Origin of the sequence: Bacillus sp. PAMC28748 (assembly GCF_014250415.1) — a bacterium.
Lineage (GTDB): Bacteria > Bacillota > Bacilli > Bacillales > Bacillaceae > Bacillus > Bacillus licheniformis.
Genome location: NZ_CP060192.1, coordinates 3,135,835 through 3,155,501, shown reverse-complemented (window position 1 = coordinate 3,155,501; position 19,667 = coordinate 3,135,835). Strand labels below are relative to the sequence as shown.

At 44.5% G+C, this 19,667-nt stretch carries 25 protein-coding genes, 1 other RNA gene and 1 pseudogene; 8 read left to right on the top strand and 19 right to left on the bottom strand.

The genetic code is table 11. The features are described 5' to 3' along the window. Positions 1-3 precede the first annotated feature (3 nt). The 4 genes and pseudogenes from H7F26_RS16220 to H7F26_RS22290 all read right to left on the bottom strand — a co-directional run. Positions 4-1,353, bottom strand: coding sequence for a cytosine permease (locus H7F26_RS16220; protein ID WP_011198001.1), 1,350 nt, complete (start codon positions 1,351-1,353; stop codon positions 4-6). Positions 1,354-1,385: 32 nt separating this feature from the next. After that, entirely contained in the window at positions 1,386-1,772 is a 387-nt protein-coding gene (locus tag H7F26_RS16215; protein ID WP_009328433.1) for an OsmC family protein, read from the bottom strand. Positions 1,773-1,774: 2 nt separating this feature from the next. Further along, positions 1,775-2,398, bottom strand: a complete 624-nt coding sequence (locus H7F26_RS16210) for a TetR/AcrR family transcriptional regulator (RefSeq protein WP_009328434.1) — start codon at positions 2,396-2,398, stop codon at positions 1,775-1,777. A gap of 291 nt (positions 2,399-2,689) precedes the next feature. Next, positions 2,690-2,815 (bottom strand): annotated as a pseudogene (locus H7F26_RS22290) (hypothetical protein); the annotation flags it as partial. A gap of 527 nt (positions 2,816-3,342) precedes the next feature. Here H7F26_RS22290 and H7F26_RS16200 point away from each other — a divergent pair. Further along, complete coding sequence (locus H7F26_RS16200; RefSeq protein WP_003182104.1) at positions 3,343-3,795, top strand: DMT family transporter; 453 nt, start codon at positions 3,343-3,345, stop codon at positions 3,793-3,795. A gap of 22 nt (positions 3,796-3,817) precedes the next feature. After that, the gene (locus H7F26_RS16195; RefSeq protein ID WP_003182102.1) at positions 3,818-4,300 is read left to right on the top strand and encodes a DMT family transporter; all 483 of its coding nucleotides are present in this window, start codon (positions 3,818-3,820) and stop codon (positions 4,298-4,300) included. A gap of 189 nt (positions 4,301-4,489) precedes the next feature. On the opposite strand, the gene ssrS is transcribed toward H7F26_RS16195, so the two are convergent. Further along, a non-coding RNA gene (gene ssrS / locus H7F26_RS16190) (6S RNA) lies at positions 4,490-4,673 on the bottom strand. A gap of 159 nt (positions 4,674-4,832) precedes the next feature. Between ssrS and H7F26_RS16185 the strand changes: the two genes are divergently transcribed. Further along, a complete protein-coding gene (locus H7F26_RS16185; protein ID WP_003182101.1) occupies positions 4,833-5,594 on the top strand; it encodes an N-acetylmuramoyl-L-alanine amidase in 762 nt (253 codons plus the stop codon). A 73-nt stretch (positions 5,595-5,667) separates the two neighbouring features. Here H7F26_RS16185 and H7F26_RS16180 read toward each other — a convergent pair. The 5 genes from H7F26_RS16180 to sufU all read right to left on the bottom strand — a co-directional run bounded on the left by H7F26_RS16180 (position 5,668) and on the right by sufU (position 9,614). Next, positions 5,668-6,830, bottom strand: a protein-coding gene (locus H7F26_RS16180; RefSeq protein ID WP_085959889.1) for an IS3 family transposase whose coding sequence is annotated in 2 segments (ribosomal slippage) — positions 5,668-6,554 and positions 6,554-6,830 — 1,164 coding nt in all. Because the reading frame shifts where the segments join, the coding sequence is not laid out codon by codon here. 108 nt (positions 6,831-6,938) lie between these two features. After that, complete coding sequence (locus tag H7F26_RS16175; RefSeq protein ID WP_011197999.1) at positions 6,939-7,907, bottom strand: DMT family transporter; 969 nt, start codon at positions 7,905-7,907, stop codon at positions 6,939-6,941. Positions 7,908-7,914: 7 nt separating this feature from the next. Beyond that, positions 7,915-8,580: a GntR family transcriptional regulator gene (locus H7F26_RS16170; RefSeq protein ID WP_009328436.1), complete on the bottom strand. Its 666-nt coding sequence runs from the start codon at positions 8,578-8,580 to the stop codon at positions 7,915-7,917. Positions 8,581-8,624: 44 nt separating this feature from the next. Beyond that, complete coding sequence (locus tag H7F26_RS16165) at positions 8,625-9,089, bottom strand: Fur family transcriptional regulator (RefSeq protein WP_003182064.1); 465 nt, start codon at positions 9,087-9,089, stop codon at positions 8,625-8,627. 93 nt (positions 9,090-9,182) lie between these two features. Next, positions 9,183-9,614, bottom strand: a complete 432-nt coding sequence (sufU, locus tag H7F26_RS16160; protein WP_003182061.1) for a Fe-S cluster assembly sulfur transfer protein SufU — start codon at positions 9,612-9,614, stop codon at positions 9,183-9,185. Between the two features lie 195 nt (positions 9,615-9,809). Between sufU and H7F26_RS16155 the strand changes: the two genes are divergently transcribed. Then, positions 9,810-10,610, top strand: coding sequence for an MBL fold metallo-hydrolase (locus H7F26_RS16155; protein ID WP_003182059.1), 801 nt, complete (start codon positions 9,810-9,812; stop codon positions 10,608-10,610). Between the two features lie 17 nt (positions 10,611-10,627). Here H7F26_RS16155 and H7F26_RS16150 read toward each other — a convergent pair whose 3' ends face one another. The 8 genes from H7F26_RS16150 to H7F26_RS16115 form a co-directional block, all read right to left on the bottom strand. Continuing rightward, complete coding sequence (locus H7F26_RS16150; RefSeq protein WP_003182056.1) at positions 10,628-11,245, bottom strand: hypothetical protein; 618 nt, start codon at positions 11,243-11,245, stop codon at positions 10,628-10,630. A gap of 113 nt (positions 11,246-11,358) precedes the next feature. Further along, the gene (gene nrdF, locus H7F26_RS16145; protein WP_009328440.1) at positions 11,359-12,336 is read right to left on the bottom strand and encodes a class 1b ribonucleoside-diphosphate reductase subunit beta; all 978 of its coding nucleotides are present in this window, start codon (positions 12,334-12,336) and stop codon (positions 11,359-11,361) included. Between the two features lie 20 nt (positions 12,337-12,356). Then, complete coding sequence (gene nrdE, locus H7F26_RS16140) at positions 12,357-14,459, bottom strand: class 1b ribonucleoside-diphosphate reductase subunit alpha (RefSeq protein WP_003182052.1); 2,103 nt, start codon at positions 14,457-14,459, stop codon at positions 12,357-12,359. Next, complete coding sequence (gene nrdI, locus H7F26_RS16135) at positions 14,416-14,811, bottom strand: class Ib ribonucleoside-diphosphate reductase assembly flavoprotein NrdI (RefSeq protein WP_011197997.1); 396 nt, start codon at positions 14,809-14,811, stop codon at positions 14,416-14,418. The genes nrdE and nrdI overlap by 44 nt, the downstream gene beginning before the upstream one ends. 249 nt (positions 14,812-15,060) lie before the next feature. Beyond that, a complete protein-coding gene (locus H7F26_RS16130; RefSeq protein ID WP_003182049.1) occupies positions 15,061-15,273 on the bottom strand; it encodes a hypothetical protein in 213 nt (70 codons plus the stop codon). 290 nt (positions 15,274-15,563) lie between these two features. After that, positions 15,564-15,785, bottom strand: a complete 222-nt coding sequence (gene hfq / locus H7F26_RS16125; RefSeq protein WP_003182047.1) for an RNA chaperone Hfq — start codon at positions 15,783-15,785, stop codon at positions 15,564-15,566. A gap of 41 nt (positions 15,786-15,826) precedes the next feature. Next, the gene (gene miaA, locus H7F26_RS16120; protein WP_003182046.1) at positions 15,827-16,771 is read right to left on the bottom strand and encodes a tRNA (adenosine(37)-N6)-dimethylallyltransferase MiaA; all 945 of its coding nucleotides are present in this window, start codon (positions 16,769-16,771) and stop codon (positions 15,827-15,829) included. A 101-nt stretch (positions 16,772-16,872) separates the two neighbouring features. Further along, positions 16,873-17,274 (bottom strand): YmaF family protein, encoded by a 402-nt coding sequence (locus H7F26_RS16115; RefSeq protein WP_003182043.1) that lies wholly within the window; start codon positions 17,272-17,274, stop codon positions 16,873-16,875. A gap of 125 nt (positions 17,275-17,399) precedes the next feature. Between H7F26_RS16115 and H7F26_RS16110 the strand changes: the two genes are divergently transcribed. The 3 genes from H7F26_RS16110 to H7F26_RS16100 all read left to right on the top strand — a co-directional run bounded on the left by H7F26_RS16110 (position 17,400) and on the right by H7F26_RS16100 (position 18,719). Beyond that, entirely contained in the window at positions 17,400-17,621 is a 222-nt protein-coding gene (locus H7F26_RS16110; RefSeq protein WP_003182041.1) for a hypothetical protein, read from the top strand. Between the two features lie 407 nt (positions 17,622-18,028). After that, a complete protein-coding gene (locus tag H7F26_RS16105) occupies positions 18,029-18,346 on the top strand; it encodes an SMR family multidrug efflux transporter EbrA (RefSeq protein ID WP_003182039.1) in 318 nt (105 codons plus the stop codon). 13 nt (positions 18,347-18,359) lie between these two features. Further along, entirely contained in the window at positions 18,360-18,719 is a 360-nt protein-coding gene (locus tag H7F26_RS16100; protein ID WP_003182037.1) for an SMR family multidrug efflux transporter EbrB, read from the top strand. Here the strand turns inward: H7F26_RS16100 and H7F26_RS16095 are convergent. Continuing rightward, positions 18,716-19,171, bottom strand: coding sequence for an OsmC family protein (locus H7F26_RS16095; RefSeq protein WP_003182035.1), 456 nt, complete (start codon positions 19,169-19,171; stop codon positions 18,716-18,718). The genes H7F26_RS16100 and H7F26_RS16095 overlap by 4 nt on opposite strands. A gap of 157 nt (positions 19,172-19,328) precedes the next feature. Here H7F26_RS16095 and H7F26_RS16090 point away from each other — a divergent pair, with 157 nt between their 5' ends. Further along, entirely contained in the window at positions 19,329-19,634 is a 306-nt protein-coding gene (locus H7F26_RS16090) for a hypothetical protein (RefSeq protein WP_003182032.1), read from the top strand. The last annotated feature ends 33 nt before the right edge of the window (positions 19,635-19,667 follow it).

The window sequence follows — 19,667 nt, the reverse complement described above, 5'->3', positions numbered from 1 at the left end:
CGCTTAAAAACCAGACGATTCCTCTGTCGCTTCTCCGATTTCGTAACGGAGATTTAATTTTGTGAAAATAAACGTAAAGATGATATAAATCAAAAATGCAAGTATAGTAGAGTTAATCGGCCCGATGCCGAACGTTATCTTTGAAGCGGTAAAACCTCCGATGATCACCGAAAGAATCGCCGCAACATTCAGCTTCGAATAAGTTGTTCCAGCCCCGAATTGATATTGTTTTTTCTTGATGACAGGTGCTGTGATCCAATGATCGGCGATCATGACTCCCGCAATCGGCGGAACATACAAGCCTAAGAATGTTAAAAATGGCACAAACATATTTTGGACACCTAGTAATGCAATGATAATTCCGATCACGCCCATGATCGCCACAAGTGCTTTCTTAGGAATGTTCACAACATTGCGAAGCCCTAGCGAACCGGTATACAAATTGTTATCGTTTGTCGTCCATTGTGCAAAAACGATGATTAAAAATGCTAAAAAGCCCAGGCCAAGCTTGCTCATAGCGGCAGGAATATTCGGTGTTGACCCGATATCCGGAACATTCGCGGCAATCGCCATTGCCGCTCCCGCAACAAGACAGAACACTCCTCCAAGGAAATAACCTACAGAAGCGCCTATTCCTCCTGAAACCGCTCCTTTTGCATATCTCGTCACATCAGGAAAAACAACCGCGCCCAATGCAGCATTTCCAACGACAATTGTAATTCCGGCAAATATCGTCAGAGGATCCCCTGTCGGGTGAAATGTCAGCAAGTTATGCCAGCTTCCTGAGTAATTGACAGCACTTATGATTCCCCATATGGAAAAAATGACGACTAAAGGTACAGCGATAAAGCTTAAAGCGGCAAGCCCGCGATATCCTATAAACGCGGTAAGGATCATTAAAATGCCGCCCCAAACGATGGCGACCTCAGGCTTTGCAAGCCAAACACCCGGAAACATTTCGGAAATGGTCGTGCCAAAGAAAGCAACCTGCCAGCCGAACCAGCCGATTCCAAGCGTCAGCGCCAAGACAATTCCAAAAAGGCTCGATCCGTAGCGACCAAAGGCCAGACGGGCAAGAACGGTAGTCGATATTCCGTATTTCGCACCCATTACTCCTTGAAAAAAGCCATATACCGCAAGAATCAGCATGCCTAAGACAGCTGCTAAAACGGCATGTGCAAAATTCAATCCCTGGATTAATGCCCCTCCAGTCACAATCGTCGACAATGAGATGATCCAGGCACAGCTTGTAATCGTAATGTTAAAAATCGATTTTCTTTTATTTTCAGGGACTGATGTAACAGCAAAATCATCAGCGTTTGTATAGGAAGGTTTTTTACTGTTGTTTTCCATTTTCATGCTCCTTCGTTTCATCATGTAGGTTGTTACACCATATTGGTATCAATCGTTACCCCTCGCTTTAACGTATTGCCGATTGTACATGCCCTTTCAGCAGAGGTGATTAGTTTCTTTTTATAGTCGGTCGGAAGATGCTCAGGCAATTTAACGCTAACCGAACATTTTTCAACACGGGACGGGCCTTCGGGGGCTTTAGCGGCGGAAACAGAAACGGAAAACTCATCCTCCAGCACCTCTATACCATCCCTTTCAAACATCTTTTGCAAAGAAATGGTGATGCACATACCTAATGAAGCTTCCAACAGCTCAATCGGTGTAAGTCCGTCTGAATTCGGAGTGAAAGACCCTTTCGCCTGCATACCGGCTTCATGAAAAATCCCAAACTCTCCATTTGTTTTTTGAATAGTAGACAAATTTAATTCCCCCTTTGGCCAATCAGTCCGAAAAATTCAAAATGAACCAATTCTTCAGTCATTTCATCAACTGAAAACTTAGGAACATAATTCAGATCATGCTTTGGCCCAAAAAGCCATTTTGATAGTGTGCCCAACACAAGACTTGTTAACATGGTGGCCTGCAGATCAGTGTTATGGGAGGAATTTAGCATTCCAAGTTCTGTAGCCCTTTGAATGTTCTTTTTAAATGCCTGTTCAACACTGATCAGCGCCTCTTCGATTGCCTCCCTGATTTCCGGATCGGCGCCTTGTCCCTTGACTAATAAAAATGTCATTAAGTTTCTATTCTCCTGTGCAAACGTAAAAATTCTTTTCATAAGCGCTGTCGTGGATTGGATCATATCATCGGCAAGAGCAAACGTTTGCCTGTAGCCTTGATGAATGGCTGCGAGAAGGTTATCTTTCCCTCTGCCTATGATTTCCTTGGCGATTTCTTCTTTGCTTTTGAAGTGCCAGTAAAAGGTTCCCTGTGCAACGCCAGCCTGTTTTACGATATCTGAAATTTTTGCCGCGTGGTATCCTTTCGTAGCAAAAAGCTCAAGCGCGATATGTAGCAATTCCTCTCTTGTGTCTGTATTCCCCATGTATTTCCCTCCTCACCCTAAGCCTTGATTGACAAGTCAGTCAGTTTTAGGGCTTTTATTCCTATTGGATTTGTAAGAATAATCTTATACAATGTTTTTTTTCTAGTCAAGTTGCTAACCTTTCCATTTTTCGCACAATTACAAGTATAACTTGCTTTTTTATCTTTTTGGTCAAGCATCGGCTGCTGTTAATTCTTTCATCTACAACTCGATCTATTTTTTCAAGAGATTTACAGTTTCATCGACTAACTCTAATAAAGTTTTTTTATGATGTGATGAAGAAACTTTTTGACGATCTAATTCCCGCAGCCTGGAATAAATGTCTTTCCGCTCACTTTGGAGTTCGCGTATGATCTGAATCTCGGCATTGTTCAGTTGCTCCAGTCTTAATCGGAGCGCCTCTCTTTCGTTGAACACGTTCCCACCCCCTAACAAAATATTACTTGTAGTGTAAAGGACTTTTTTCAGTTTAACAATTCTTCTTTCCCAAAAATTTGCCTGTTCAATTGGGTGAGCGGAATTTTGCCGTGATTCAAACTTGATTTTTTATACAAATATAGAAATGATATGTAGAAATAAAGCGGCTGTTGAGGAAAGTATTGGCTTTGAATTTCAATGTGCAGGATGCAATGGCAAAGGTCGCAAAAGAAAAGACAAAAGTGAGCTTTACAATGACTGGGATACCAAAGGTTTTTGTATGGCGGATCGTAAAAATCAAAGTTATTGTCCCACTTGGCTGTTCTACCGATTTGCGCTATTTAATACATAAGGGGGCACTCTCAACATTAAGCCGCAGAGGGGATCACAATAAGCAATCTTTTCATCAATCAACACTTGCATCATGAACTCCTTTTCGCCAAAATACAAGGTGTCCTTCAAAACAGCAAGGCTTTCCGCAGATTTGAAATAATCGTTCCAATCAACGCAAAAAGGAGTTTTTAGAAATGATGATCATTTTAATACTGATAGCCGGCATTTTGGCCGGAATGGCCATTCCCGTTCAAACCTCAATTAATTCACGGCTGGGCATGAAAATCGGGTCACCTTACGGGGCGGCGGCCATTTCTTTTTTTGTCGGGACGCTTCTCCTGCTCATTGTCGCCTTAGTGACAGAGCGCCATTTTTTGTCTATCATCGGACTTGTTCCTTCCATTCCCTGGTGGATCCTCATTGGAGGCGGATGTTTAGGCGTTTTTTATTTAACTTCAAATATTTTGTTGCTTCCGCGTCTTGGATCAGCTCTGACGGTTGTCGTCACTCTGCTTGGGCAGATGATCATGGCTCTGGCGATCGATCACTTCGGATGGTTTCACGTACCCGTTCATGAATTAAACTTTCCTAGAATCATCGGCATTTTATTCATTATTTCCGGAGTTTTCATCATCAAAAAATATTAAATAGCAAGGGAGTTCATCACAGATGAAAAACAAATCTATGTACGTTTTTCTTTTCATGATGCTCGGGCTTTTTGCCGGAATGGCATCCCCGATTCAAACATCCATTAATTCAGAGCTGAGAAATGCTATCCACTCACCTTTTATCGCTTCTCTGATTTCGTTTTTGGTGGGAATGCTCGTTCTTCTTTTTCTTACATCGTTCATTGAGCATCGGCGGTTATTTTTAAACAATTTACAAACAGCAAAAACCTTTGTCACAAGCAGTCCGTGGTGGCTCTGGACAGGCGGAATACTCGGCGTCGTCTTTATTACGTCCAATATTTTGCTTTTGCCGATTGTCGGAGCGTCTCTTACTGTTGTTTTGGCTTTAAGCGGCCAAATGATCATCGCCCTCGTCATCGATCATTTTGGGTGGTTCGGAATCCCCAAACACCGCTTGAACGTCCAGCGCATTCTAGGAATCGTCCTGATGATCACAGGAATTATGATCATTCAGCATTTTTGACGCCAGTCATTTTTGCATCTTCTGCCGGCTGGCATTCACGCATTAATTTCATATTACGCAATTCGCTTTAAAATGAATAAAAGGGCGGAAACCGCCCTTTATTTCAAATTTCACAGCAATTTAGTTTACATAAAATTTTTATTGTAAACTATTTTTCCGCAAATAAAAAAGCCATTTTGTTCAAATGACTTAAGTGCTGCAATTGCCGTATGCAAGTAAGAAAGTTTTAAACCACACTCCTCAAAGTGGGTGTCTGCAGAAACGTTCCTGTCGTCCTTTCGAGGAAGGCATGACATTCCGGTTCCGATATAAAACTCCCTATTACAGCTTAAAGGTTAAAACTTAATTATCATTACGTACAATGCAGCGTAATTTATTATATGATAAAAACATTAATCATGCAACCCCCTTGCCTAAAGATCATATTGCGTTCTATAATAAGCTGAATATTTAAAAAATTCCGTTATCAGGTGACAATCGTACAACCCTTCCCATACATCAGTTCATAGACTGTTTATTGAGGTGATGTCTTGTGGTAAAAATTTTTATCGATCCCGGCCATGGCGGGACTGATCCAGGCGCTTCAGCCAATGGTTTGCAAGAAAAACAGTTAACATTGCAAATCGCCTTGGCTTTAAGAAACATTCTCCTGAATGAATATCAAAATGTTACAGTCCAGCTGAGCCGGACAAGCGACCAAACCGTCAGTCTGACGCAACGCACGAACGCCGCGAACAGCTGGGGGGCGGACTACTTTCTATCGATTCACATCAATGCCGGGGGCGGGACAGGTTTCGAGGATTACATTTATCCCGGCGTCGGCGCACCTACCACCACCTATCGGGATATCATGCATGAAGAGATTTTAAAAGTGGTTGATTTCAGGGATCGCGGCAAGAAAACAGCCAATTTTCACGTGCTAAGGGAAACAGCAATGCCAGCACTGCTTACGGAAAATGGCTTTGTAGACAATACAAGCGACGCCGAGAAACTGAAGTCATCCGCGTTTATTCAATCCATTGCGAGAGGCCACGCCAACGGACTGGCAAGGGCATTTAACCTTTCAAAAAAATCCACAGCCCTTTTTAAAGTGCAAATCGGCGCTTTCAGGGACAAAGCCAACGCCGATTCACTTGCCGCTCAAGCGAAAGCAAAAGGGTTTGATGCCATTGTAATTGACAGGGACAGCCTTTACAAAGTGCAAATTGGCGCCTTTTCTTCGAAAGAGAATGCAGAAGCGCTTGTTCAGCAAGCCAAAAACGCCGGATTTGATGCTTTCATTTACCAGGAATAGGGACAATCATCAAGAAAAGCCCGCGATCTGTCTCGTTGAACTGACCCGTTAAAATGAGACTTAGAAAAAACACCTATGCTGCCTGTCCCCTGTATTCCAGTGGGGACAGGTAGTTTAATTTTGCCTGAATTCGTACATGATTATATCGATACATGTATTGATTTACAATTTGTACTACTTTAGAATTGGATATAGATGCTCTACTTTGAGCGTTAAATCCTTCCGACTTTAGCGAGGAGTGAAAGGATTCAATGACGGCATTATCATGGCAGTTTCCTTTTCGAGACATGCTTGTGGTAATGCCTTTTTCTTTGGCCAAATTCTGATATGCATGTGAAGTATAGACAGATCCCTGGTCGCTATGAAGAAGTAACCCTACTGGTTTACGTAATTCTACAGCTTCCCTCAATGTGTCTAATACTAGGTTAATATCTTGGCTCGTACCTATTTTGTAAGCCACTATTTCGTTGTTATATAAGTCCATAATCGTTGATAAATATAACATAGTCGAGCCATAAGGTAAGTAGGTAATGTCGGTTACCCATTTTTCATTTAATCGGCTTGCTTTAAAATTACGATTGAGAGTGTTCGGCACAATAATATTACTCTCACCACAAATGTACTTTTGTCGCTTCTTCTTAACTTGACACTGAATCTCAAACTTTTGCATAATTTTTTGTACAGTTTTGCGGTTTACATTTATCCCATACTTTCTGTTTAAGATGGATTTAATTTTACGATGACCATAGTGATAGAAGTTTTTCTTACACAGCTTGATTACTAGCTCTTCTAATGAAGTTAGCTCAACTTTTTTATACTTCTTTTTCCAACGGTAATATGTTGACTTAGGTATGCCTAATACTCCAAGAATATCAATTATTTTAAAAGTGGCTGAGAGTTCTTCTACAACTTGGACAATGACTCGTGGCTCCAACTCCTTTCGATCTCCTGGTACTTTTTTATAATTGCCAATTGAGCCTCTAGCTGTTTATTCTTTAGTTTTAATTCTTCTAGCTCACTCATTTCCTCCGATTCTTTACCGTAGGAATATTGTTTTCCAACTTGTTGCGAAAATCGATAGGTTTGGCCTGTTTTGTACCATCGCATCCATGTTTTAATTTGAGTCTTATTTTTTATCCCCAGTTGTTCCATTATTTCTTTGTTTGTCATTCCAGCTTGTTTCATTTTAATTACTTCCCATTTTACTTCTTCTGCGTAATGTACTCTTGTGCCCATAGAAAAACACCCTCCTAAGAATCATATTGTATTAATACGATTCAGGGGGTGTTTTTTCCTTGTCTCATTTATTTGGGTCTCTCCACTCGTATAGATCGCAGGCTTTTTTTATGCTTTTGCAGCTTTACTTTGAACCGCCGGCTTTTGATTCGATGCATGGCTGTTCAACACCATTCCGATAATCACAAGAGCCATTCCGCTCCATGAGATGGCACCGGGAAGCGGACTCGATAGGATTAAAATTTCACCAGCGGCCGCAAACAGCACTTCAAACGATTGTGTGGCCTCAACAGCCGCTAATTTGCGCATATCCCCTTTTACAAGATCTGTTGCGGCAAAGAACAGCACAGTCGCGCATATTCCGGAAAATACAGCCACCAATCCTGACTGAATGACTTGTCCCCGGCTGGGCGCACCTGCCGATGCCAGCCCGTACAGCGAGAGGATCAGCCAAAACGGAAGGCTTGCCAGCGTCATCCCCAATACCCGCTGATAAGCATCGAGGCGCCCGGCGCAAACTTCCATCATTTTTCTGTTCCCAAGCGGATAAGCAAATGAAGCCAATATAACCGGCGCGATGCACAGCAGCATCTCGTGCAAAGAAAGCTGTGCCGCGTGCTCAGCTTGCATCAGCGCCACCCCGATTAAAATGATGAACGACATCGTGAGCCCCTTATAAGGAATTTTGCCTCTTATCTGTACGGGACCTGTTTTTGTTTGAACGGTTTCATAAAAAAGCGGCGCCAAGAGGGAACCGGAAATGATCGTGATTTGCCATGTTCCCGCGATCAGCCAGCCCGGTCCGTAAGCCGCCGCAAAACAGAGCGGCGCATAAAAGAGACCGAAGCCGATGATGCTCCATCTCACCCAAATGCCCGGCGCTTTTTTAATTTCCTGAAAAAGCTCTTTCACATTCCCCCTAAGCCAAACGATGGCAAATAAAAGAGGCGCCATGAAGATAAATCTCAGCGAAGCGCTCCAGATCCAGCTTCCCCCTTCAAGCTCCATCGCCCTGTTTAAAACGAATGTAAAAGCAAAAAAGAAGGCTGCAAAAACGCCCAGTATAATCGGCCTCACAATCCCTTCACTCCTTTTCCTGATGTCCGGCCAATCGATCTCCGAGACTGAGCCAGTTTTCCTCGGCAAGCTTGATGGCCGCATTCCGATCCCCCTGTCTGCAGGCATCGATGATGTTCTGATGCTGTTCAACAGATTTCAAGCTGCCGATCGAGGAAAACTGCGACATTTCAAGGCGGTAAATTTTTGAAGAAATCCTTTCCAATGCCCGGGTTATTTCCGGGTTTTTTGATGCTTGTAAAAACACGTCATGAAAAGCAGCATCTGATTCGATTGCTTCGATAATGTCTTCTTTTTGAATCGCTTGCTGCAACGTTTTGTTATGCGCCTCCAGCTGATCAAAGTCGGAATCCGTTAAAAAAGGAAGCGACAGTCTGACAGCCAGCGCATGCAGCGCCGCAGTGACTGTAAAAGCGTGTTCAGCCTCCTCGCGATTTAACGGTGCTACACGTGTTGCCGATCCCGGGACAGCTTCAACAAGGCCTTCATCTTCCAGTCGTTTGAGCGCCTCCCTGACAGGTGTGCGGCTGATGCCAAACTGCTCTGCAAGCTCCTGGTCATGCAGGCGCTCCTCCGGCTTTAGCTCCAAATGTACGATGGCGCGCTTCAGCGTTTGATACACTTCTTCCCGAAGCGAAATTCGTTTGATTCGTTTAATGTTATTCTTCATCATAAAACCAATATATCGGTTTTTGGTTTTTCGCACAAGCAAATTTTTTATCTAACCCCTTTCTCTTTAGCGGCGTATTTTCTTTTCGCCTGGCAATCGTTGCAGATGCCGTACAGTTCCAATCGGTGATGTGTCACTTTAAATCCGGTCAGCCGTGCCGCAATGTCTTTTACTTTCTCTAGTTGCGGACAATGAAAATCGACGATCTTCCCGCATACTTCGCATATGACATGATCATGTTCCTCTAGAGCCAAATCAAAACGAAGCGGATCGGTAAACCCCATTTCTTTTATAAGGCCCTCTTGTTTAAAATAGCGGATGGTGTTGTATATCGTCGCTGTACTGACGGCAGGATATATCTCCCTCAATGATTGTTGAATTTCAGCTATTGTGGGGTGGTTCCTGTTGGCTAGAAAATAATGGTAGATAGCCAGCCGCTGCGGTGTCATTCGAATGCCTTTCCGTTTAAGCTGCGCCATTGCTTCCTGCTTTACATTCGTTTCGTTTTCCATACCTCTTTCGTTACTGCCCCTTTTTTCCCTTGAATCTTCCGATATTCTTTGCCGGTGGCTTTAGAACCGGAGTGCTTTAGATGTGATGTTCATTTAATAAACGTTCTCTTTGATCCGATCGAGCGCCTGCCAAGGCATCAGGGCACAGTTATGACGGGCCCGCAACGGATGGACGCCAATCAGGGAAACGGCATCTCCCAGCAGATCCTCTTCCGGCTCTTCTCCTTTTCTGATCATATTTTCCATCGCTTCACGCATTAACCCGGCTTCTTTTAACGTCTTTCCTTTTATCAGTTCAGTCATGATTGATGAGGAAGCCATGCTGATGCTGCACCCATCTCCGATAAAAGCTGCGTCTTCGATCTTTTCATTTTTAATGTCGATAAACAAAGTCATCACATCACCGCATGTTGGATTTTTGTAATGGACGTAATACACGCCGTGTTTATCGATTTTTCGAAAATTTCGCCTGTATCTTGCATGATCCATAATGACGGACCGATACAGCTCTTCCAGTGTCGGCATAAAATCATGCTCCTTTCCTTTTAAACAGTATATTTTGATTGAAAGAATAAACGGATTCAGTTATACTTCCGCTATTAAATCATAATAATTACGATTTAATAATAACCGATCAAAAATCTCATCGCAAATGAAAAGACACAATGAAGCTGCCTTTTCAAAGGCAGCTCGGTCAAACACAAGGGGGAAGGATTTATCATGAAGGAGCCATACCGCATGCAGCTCGAGTCTTTTCAAATGACAATTTTATCTGATGGAGCATTTCGGGTTTCAAGGGATTTTTTTTTGGCGGGAGGAGACTCCAAGGAAACAGAACGTTATCCTGAAGAATTTGAAGCAGCGCTGAACTTTGCCTGTCTGGAGACGAACGGCAAACGGATACTGATTGATACGGGATTTGGGGAAACAGGCGGACAAGAAAGCGGGCACTTGCTTCATCACCTGAAGCAGGCGGGAATCAAGCCTGACTCGATAGACTATGTCATTTTGTCACACAGTCATTTAGATCACACGGGAGGTCTTCTAAAAAACGGAGAGCCCGCTTTTCCAAACGCTGTTCATCTGCTCAGTGAAGCAGAATGGCTGTACGCAAAACAAACGCCGGCGTCTCCTCAGTTTCACATTCTCTCCGCTGTCCGGCCGCTTCTGAAGCTGCTGACAGAAGACACCGAACTGCTTCCCGGACTGAAGCTGATCCATACGCCCGGACATACGCCTGGACACCTGACCATTGAATTGCATACAAAAGACGGCGTCTGTCAGATCATCAATGATGTATTTCATATTCCGGAAAGTATCTCCAATCCGAAGCTGCGGGTTTCGCTTGAGCATGATCCTATCGAGGGAGAAAAGACAAGGAGACTGCTGGCCCGACAGGCTTATAACGGACAGTTCCTGCTCCACGGCTGTCATTTCCCATATCCCGGCTTCGGGCTGATCGAAAAGCATGGCTCATTTTTTCAATGGAAACCGGTTCTATACGAAAAGAAAACTCGCTGATCAGCGAGTTTTCCAATTTAAACTAAGATATCAACGACAAACTGTGACCAAGATTCAAGTCTGTCATAGACGCTTTTTTCTTTCAGATCACTGGCTTTCATCCAACGGCCGGCAATCTGCTCCTTTTCTTTGACTTCAACGTGTGCGCCCGGTTTTAATTCAAGCGCTGAAAGGATTCCGATATGTACTTTCCCGACGCTGTTTTCATCATCATTAATCAGTCCGAGCGTCACCATTTTTTCTTTAGCTGATTCCTCGATTAGAAGCTCTTCATCAAGTTCGCGGTCTGTATTCAACTTCAGAATATCGGGAAAGTCAAGCCCTTCGGCAAAGTTCATGTGTCCGCCGAAGCCGAGTGACAGCTTGTTGTGAAGCCGCGCTTCCCCTCCGCCTTCGAGCCGCTCATATACAAATATTTCGTCTTCTCTTTTGATGACAACATAAGGGATCGGCTGTTTAAATGCAGGATCTTCCTCGGCGTCTCCCCTTCTCATTTCACTGAAGTGGCGTTCAATATGCGCCATGATCTTCCCGATCGTCTCACCGTCGCTGTTGACGCCTTGGAAGGTCAGCGTTTCATTTGCAAATACGTTTTCCCGCGGGACCACGAGAATCATTTCGTCCATTTTTCCCATTGTATCCGTTTCCTCCTCAAAGTGAAAAGAGCAGATTCGTTCTGCTCTCATTTTGCCGTGTATCAATAGCTGAAGGGCAGGGCTTGGGCGCTGGCGCGCCCTTTTAGCCCGGCTTACTTATCGTCAAAGTAAAAGTCGTCGTCTTTTAACGGTTCAACTGTTGCTTTTTTGTAGCCGTTCCCTTTCATTGAGAAGAAGTCGTGTGACTTCGTTTTCGTATTCAACCCGTTCAACACGATCGGATTGATCTCTTCTTCTTCAAAATAAGCTTCAAAGCCAAGGTTCATCAGCGCTTTGTTGGCATTGTAGCGGATGAACTTCTTCACGTCGTGTGAAAGGCCGACTTGATCGTACAGGTCTTCTGTATATTCAAGCTCATTTTCATAAAGCTCTTTCAATAGATCAATGGAAAATGCATACAGCTCTTCTTTTTTCTCCGGCGTCTGCTGATTGTAAATCTCCTGAGCGAGCAGGCCGACATAGACGCCGTGAATCGCTTCATCACGCAAGATCAGGTTGATGATTTCGCCGCTTTGCATCAGCTTGCCCTGTCCGTAAAAATAAAGCGGGTAGTAGAAGCCGCTGTAGAACAGGAAGCTTTCTAAATAAACGGATGCGACCATCGCTTTAAACAGCGAGATTTTATCGCCCTGGCGGATTTTTTCATAGAGCCCGACAATGATCTGAGCTTTTTTCTGCAGGTATTTGTTTTGTTTGACCCATTCAAAGACTTCGTTGATCGTCTCTGTCGGGGCCAGCGTCATGAAAATGTTTGAATAGGACTTGGCGTGGACCGCGTTTTCCATCATCGCCATGAAATTCAGCACCGCTTTGCGCTGATGCCCTTCCACATGCTCAGCAACAAGGGGCATTCCCGTGTTCCCCTGCTCTGTATCGAGAAGCGTCAGCCCCGCGAGCACCTTCATGTATGTGTCCTGTTCATTTTTACCCAAGTACTTCCATGTCAGAAGATCTCCATTAAGCGCAATCTCTTCCGGAAGCCAAAACTGCTTTACATTTTGGTTGTAAAACATTTGGGTAAAATCATCTTCATGCTTTGACCAGTTTGCTGCATCGTAAATTTTCGTCACTTTCGCATACTCTCCTTTAATCAAACGACACAAGAAAGGCAGCCTTCTTGCCCTGTATCCTTCGTTCTTGCATAGTAAAGTGTTTTGATTCCTTTATGGTGGGCATAAAGATCGATCCGGTTCAAATCGCGTGTCGTCATTGTATCTTTCAGGAACAATGTAAAGCTTATGCCTTGGTCAACGTGCTGCTGAATCGTCGAGATCATGTCGACAACCCTGAACATGTCCATATCATACGCTTCCTTATAGTAGAACCAGTTGCTCGGCGCAAGTCCAGGCATTGGATAATACGTCTTGGAGTTGCCGTATGTTCTTTCTTCAATCCGCTCCATGATCGGCATAACCGATGCTGTGCTTGACTGTACATATGAAATGGATCCGGTCGGTGCGATGCACAGCCGGTAGCTGTGGTACAATCCGTGTTCTTTGACAAACTGTTTCAGCTGCTTCCAGTCTTCTTTTGTCGGGATGTGCATGCCTTCAAAAAGCTTGGCCACTTTTTCGAATTTAGGCGAGAAATCTTGTGTAACATACTTTTCGAAGTATTCACCCGTTGCGTAAGCTGAACCTTCGTACCCATGGTACGTCTCACCTTTTTCTTTGGCGATTTCGGCGGATCGTTCAATCGAGTAGAAGTTCATCATCATAAAGAAAGTGTTCGCGAAGTCCCTCGCTTCCTCACTTTCGTAGGCGATATTGTTCTGTGCCAAGAATCCGTGCAGGTTCATCGCTCCGAGCCCGATGGATTTCATCGCTTTGTTCGCTTTTTTGACAGCCGGTGCGTTTGTAATGTTTGTCGTTTCAGAAACGTGCGTCAGCGAATCGGTTGCAAGCTTAACTGTCTGCTCGAGCGATTTGTTTTTCATGACGTTCAAAATGTTCAATGAACCAAGGTTGCAGGAGATGTCAAGGCCGATCTCATCTTCTTGACCGTAGTCTGTGTATGATGAAACTTGTGAAGCCTGCAGAACCTCCGAGCAAAGGTTGGAAAATTTAACTTTTGAAATATGATTGTTCGCATGCACGTTGTTGACGTTGTCCTGGAACATAATGTACGGATACCCGGATTCCGATCTTAACATCGCAAGCTTTTCGAGCATCTTGCGCGGGTGGATTTTTTCTTTTTTGACGCGCGGATCTTCCACAAGCCGGTCGTACATCTCGTTCATATCCATTTCGTCGAGGTGCTCGCCGTACGCTTTATAAACGGTGTGCGGATAGAAGACGTATGCCGCTTTATCCTCTCTTGCAAGCTCGATGAATTTATCTGGAATGACAACCCCGATGGACAATGTTTTCACCCGGACATCCTCGTCAGCCGAAATCTTCTTCGTATCGAGGAAATCGTTGATGTCGCGGTGGAAAATGTTTAAGTACGCAGCGCCTGAGCCTTGTCTTTGCCCCATTTGGTCAGCGTAGCGGAATGCGTTGTCAAGAAGCTTCATCACGCCGACGACACCTTTTGTCGCGTTTTCGACATCTTTGATCGCTTCGCCTTTCGCACGCAGTTTTGAAAGGTTTAAAGATACGCCTCCGCCGAGCTTTGACAGCTGCATCGAAATGTCAATCGCTCTCGAAATGTCGTTCAAGGAATCATTGACTTCCAAGAGGAAACAGCTGACCAGCTCTCCGCGGCGTTTGCGGCCGGCATTTAAGAACGTCGGCGTGCTCGGCTGATACTCCTGGTTGATCATCATTCTGACGAATTCCTTCGCCTTCTCCTTATCCCCGTTTGCAAAAAATAAAGCTACGATAGAGATTCTGTCTTCATAGCGTTCAAGAATTTTTTTCTTGTCGTTTGTCTTCAGCGCATAATCATTGTAAAACTTAAAAGCGCTCATAAAGGACGGGAATCTGAATTTTTTGGCGTAAGCCTCTTTGAACACTTCTTTGATTTCTTCAAACGTGTAGCGGCTTAAAAACTCTTCTTCATAGTAGTCATTCTTGATTAAGTAATCGATTTTCTCTTTCAGATCATGGAAAAATACCGTATTTTGGTTGATATAGTCTACAAAATAACTATGTACAGCTTCTTTATCTTTATCAAACTGGAATTTCCCGTCTTTTTGGATCATGATCTCATTGTTTAACTGGATCCATTTTGGCACTTGATTTTGTGACAACTCTTTCTACCTCCTGAGTAAACAGTTCAACGTCTTTGGCCGTCCCGCTGAGCTCAAATTTGCCGAGAATCGGAACCTGATACTGCTTCGAGATTTTTTCTGCGCTTTTCGCAAAATTGTCTCCCCACACTCTGTTTCCGCTTGCCGCAACTCCCAAAAGAAGATGGGCGTTTTTCTCAAGAAACATCTCAGTCGTTTTCGGAACTTCCCCAAACCCTGTCGTGTACGTGATCAAAACAAACGGTTCGTCTAGATACTCCTCTGTGCTGACTTTCCGTTTATTGCGAAAAGGCGTCTTATCCACAAAGCGCTGAACGTTTCCCGTTTTTGAATCAAATACGATCTGAATCATCATTATCACGACCTAGTAAAATTGTTTCCGAGTCTTCCACTCGAACCTTACACAATATATAGTATACTATCATTCAAGAAAACACAATATATTGTGCTCGAGTTGATGAAAGTTCACAATTCGCTTCAGCTTAGGAGGCCTTAGGCCAAAGAAATATGAGTAGAATGAGAGCCGTTCGCTCATCCTACTCACAAACCGAAATCTATCATAACACGAAAAAAATTGAGTTAGTAGACTAGACTTTTTCGCTTATTTTTTGTAAGCGTCACAGCACTTGTTCTCGCATACCTCTTTAATATCGGCTTCGATGCCGAGTTCCTTAAGAACCGACTGAACAGCCGTCATGATCGACGCTTCCCTGACAAGCTCTTTTCCGTTTACGAGAATACTTGTGCCGTATTCATAGCAGGAATCATCTTCACACGTCTCTTCCCAATGGTTGATGACGATCTTAGGTTTCATTGTTCGCTCATTCCTTTTCATTTTCAAACTGAATTGATGTAAACACTACTTAGTTTAGCGACTAGATGCCGCTTTGTAAATTTGAATGCCTCGGACTTTCACAGGACGTGATGACGGCGGCGTTTTAGACAGGTTGCCAAAGTTTTTTTCCTCTGAAAGACCGGCAACGGCCGCAGGTGATTGTAAAGTCGCTTTGAAAACGAAAAATCCCAAAACAGTAACCTGTTTCAGGATTTTGTCAGGCAATCTGAAAAAACCATGCAAGGCATGGTCTTTTAGTCCGTGAATCGCTATTCCAGTTCGAGCTGAACGTTTTTTTGCGGTGCAAACGTAGAAATGGCGTGTTTGTATATGAGCTGCTGCTTTCCTTCCGATTCAATCAACACTGTAAAGTTGTCAAATCCTTTTACTTGTCCGCGCAGCTGAAATCCATTCAGTAAAAAGACCGTGACAAATGTATTTTCTTTCCGAATCTGATTCAAAAACTGATCTTGAATATTTATCGATTTCATGTTTCTGGTCCTCCTTGTTTCTCTATACCATATTGTTTCGATTAAAGTTCGAGCTTTCCTGCTATGTAAGTGAAAATTTCCTGTTTTTTCTGCTCGATATTGACAGGGGGCGTCATGTCAAACCATGCGACATCCATTTGATTTCTAAACCATGTCAGCTGCCTTTTGGCGTAGCGTCTCGAATTCCGCTTCAATGTCTCAACCGCCTCTTCCAAGGACGCTCTGCCTTCGAGATGCGCATAAAGCTCTTTGTAGCCGATCGCCTGGACAGACTGGCAGTTTCTTACGTTTTCATCATAAAGCAGTTTCACTTCATCCAGCAGCCCCTCATCCATCATCTGGTCAACGCGGCTGTTGATCCTGTCATAGAGCACTTCCCGCTCCATCGTCAAACCGATGAGAGCCGTCGTGTATAAAAGCTCTTTCCGCTGTCCTTCCATATGTTCGGACATCGTTTTTCCTGTTGTATGCAGGATTTCAAGCGCCCTGATGACCCTTCGTTTATTATTTGGATGAATGGCTCTTGCCGCTTCGGGATCGCGTTCTTTCAAAAGATCGTGAACATATTCGGCCCCCCTCTTCGCAGAGAACGCCTCCATCTCCGCCCGGAACTCAGGATCGCCTGCTTCCTCTGTGAATGAATAGTCGTAAAGGACAGACTGGATATAGAGCCCGGTTCCCCCGACAATCATCGGAAGCTTCCCTCGCCTGTCAATCTCTGCAATTTTTTGTCTGACGATCTCCTGATATTCAGCTACCGAGAAAGATTCCGTCGGTTCTTTAATATCGATCAGATGATGCGGAACCCCGTTCATTTCCTCTTCTCTGATTTTTGCTGTGCCGATATCCATTCTTTTGTAAATCTGCATTGAGTCTCCGCTGATAATTTCCGCGTTCAAACGCTCGGCCAGCATGACGCTTAATTTTGTTTTACCGACAGCGGTCGGTCCGATCAAAACGATGACCGGCGGCTTCGTTTTATTCACTGATGATCACTCTCTTTAAACAAGCTCCTCCCATTATACCATTTCACATTCAAAAACACCCATTTCATTTTACCCGTTTTCACTGTTTTCCAAACATTCCCTCACCAGCCAATCGGCTCATTTCCGACGATTTCTCTTGTGTAACCCTTAAAAGGATGCCGGTGCCTTTCCTTCATTCCATCGCTTACATAAACGACTCCGCCATATCTGACCGGGGGAGCCGCAGAATATGCCAAATAGGTCGTGCCCTCGATTTCATGATAGTGCGTGCCGTCCGCCCGCGGAATCGCTGGCCCCGTAATCGCATAATACCTATGGTAATGACCATCGACGAAAGAAGTAATTCCGGAATAAAAATGAACGTGCCCATCTGTATTGCTCCCGTTTGCCGGCTGGGAAAAACCCTCAATTAGGTGGTAATGTCCCTCGGCAGTCGTTGTTCTCGCCCTGTAGGCGTGGGCATGGGGAGGCGCTTTTGACCAATCCGACTGATACAGCGTCATGTTTTCGTTCACTCCTTTTTGAGGGCTGCTTCACTAAAAAATCCGGCGGGCGCCCAGGCAAAAACGGCTGGGCAGAATACAGTGATGTTAGTCAGGTATCATTTTATTATTGGAGGGATTTTTTTATGTATCATTTCGACCATGCTCCTGTATATGACGACGACAGCCAGCGAATCATTGGCAGGCCTTTCTTTGGCGGACCTTTTGGGCGGCCGTTTTTCGGCCCGCGTCCATTTTTCGGTCCGGGCCCCTTCTTCGGAGGATTTTTGGGCGGCCTTACTGCCGGAGCGCTTCTCGGCCCTTGGGGATATCCGTATCCGCCGTATCCTTACTATCCTTATTTCTGACAGATAAAGGCTCTTTCAGGGGCCTTTTTACATTACTTTTTTCTTGACTTAGAACTTTTGCATCAATTAAGATGGATTTTACCAACCGGTTAGTGAAGCGGGGTTTTTTTTATGTCTAAAAAAGGGGAAAGCTTTGAAGAAGCTCATAACGATTTCGGAATAAAAGCTGAAACACTTTAAAATCGTTTATGGGCTGCGCTTTATGATATTCGAATGAAAACTACCGTTCAACTTTGTACAAGCGCGCGCAGAGGGCGCTGCGGAGTTTGCCCCCCCGGCCTTTGCATATGTCAAACTCGTATCCGGCGCATCTGGCTTTCGGGAATGTTTCAATTGGAACTGCTGGCTGACGAAGAGAAAGCTCTCCTTTTGAATCATGCAATAAAATCGATAGAGGAGGATTCCGTATGATTGCAGGCTACATTTTTCTTCTGATCGCCATCTTGTCAGAAGCGGCGGCAGCCGCCATGCTGAAAATATCTGACGGGTTCGCGCGCTGGCAGCCGTCGGTTCTTGTAGTAATCGGCTACGGTCTCGCATTTTACATGATGTCGCTCACATTGCAGGTCATTCCATTAAGCCTCTCCTATGCGACTTGGAGCGGAGCGGGCACCGTTCTGACTGCAATCATCGGCGTCTTGTGGTTTCAAGAAAAGCTGAACCGGCGAAATATCGCCGGCATTATCTGTCTCGTGTCAGGCGTTGTACTGATCAATTTGTCATAAGGAGGCGAATGTCATGAAAGGCATGATCTTTTTGGCGGCTGCCATTTTGTCCGAAGTATTCGGAAGCACGATGCTGAAGCTGTCAGAAGGCTTTAGCGCCCCCCTGCCCGCAGCCGGCGTGATAATCGGTTTTGCGGCTTCTTTTACATTTCTGAGCTTTTCATTAAAAACACTGCCTTTATCAGCGGCTTATGCGACTTGGGCCGGCACCGGAACGGCCTTGACAGCTGCAATCGGGCATTTTATATTTCAGGAGCCATTTAATCTCAAAACTCTTATTGGGCTTACTTTGATCATCGGCGGCGTCTTTCTGCTCAATTCAAAGCGCACCGAAGCAGCGGATCAAAAGGCTCAGCTCACGATCGAAATCTAATCCGCTTTGGAGACGACAATCTTCGGCTCTAATTCAATGGCGACGTTGCCCTGAACCGCCCTTGATATCATGCATGATGTCTCCGCTTTTTTAGCCAGTCTTTCGGCAAGTTCGGCCTCTTTTTGCGCCGCTTCTTTCGGGAGGCGGATCAGAGGTCTGTGAATGATTTTTTCGTACGTAAACACCCCGCCTGTCACATCGACAACGGCCTCGGATTCCATCGTCAGGCTCTCTTTTTCCAATCCGCTTCTTTCCATCATCGCTGCAAGTGTAATGATATAGCAAGTCGCAGCGGCACCGAGCAGCATTTCGTCAGGGTTTGTCCCCGCCCCCGGGCCGTCCATTTCCTTTGGTATCGAAATTTCGGTTTTTAAATTCCCGCTTTCAATCCTTCCGATGTCGTTTCGTTTTCCAGGCCAGTCTGCCTGAAGGTAAAAATGATGTTTAGCCATAAAAAATACCTCCTTTTTTTATCCTGCTTAAAAGTCTACCGGTATTTGACCTTTCTGTCTTATTATTTGCCTATCAAACCGTGACAACTGTCTAACACACAGGGCATAAGCGGAACATAGAATACAACGAAAATCCGCACGAGAAAGGACGAAAGAAATGGAGAATGCAGAACATTTACAGCAGACGGCGGTTCCCGAACAGCATACGCATATCCCCCAGTATCAGCATCCCGAAACCGCCTTGCACCACATTAAATGTCCGTTGTTTCCCCACTTGAAACATAAGACGTTGTGCACAGTAGCACCTTTTGTTCATTACGGTTTAAATGAAGCCCAAGCCACTTCCTATCACCATGCCATGGAAGAAGTAGCGGCAATGGCTTATTTAATGGGCATGGGAATGAACCCTCACTTGGCCTACTGTACAGTTGAGTCATGGGAAATAAACGAAACATTTTATTAATTGGACTGAACGGTCAAAAATGAAGAGAAAAGA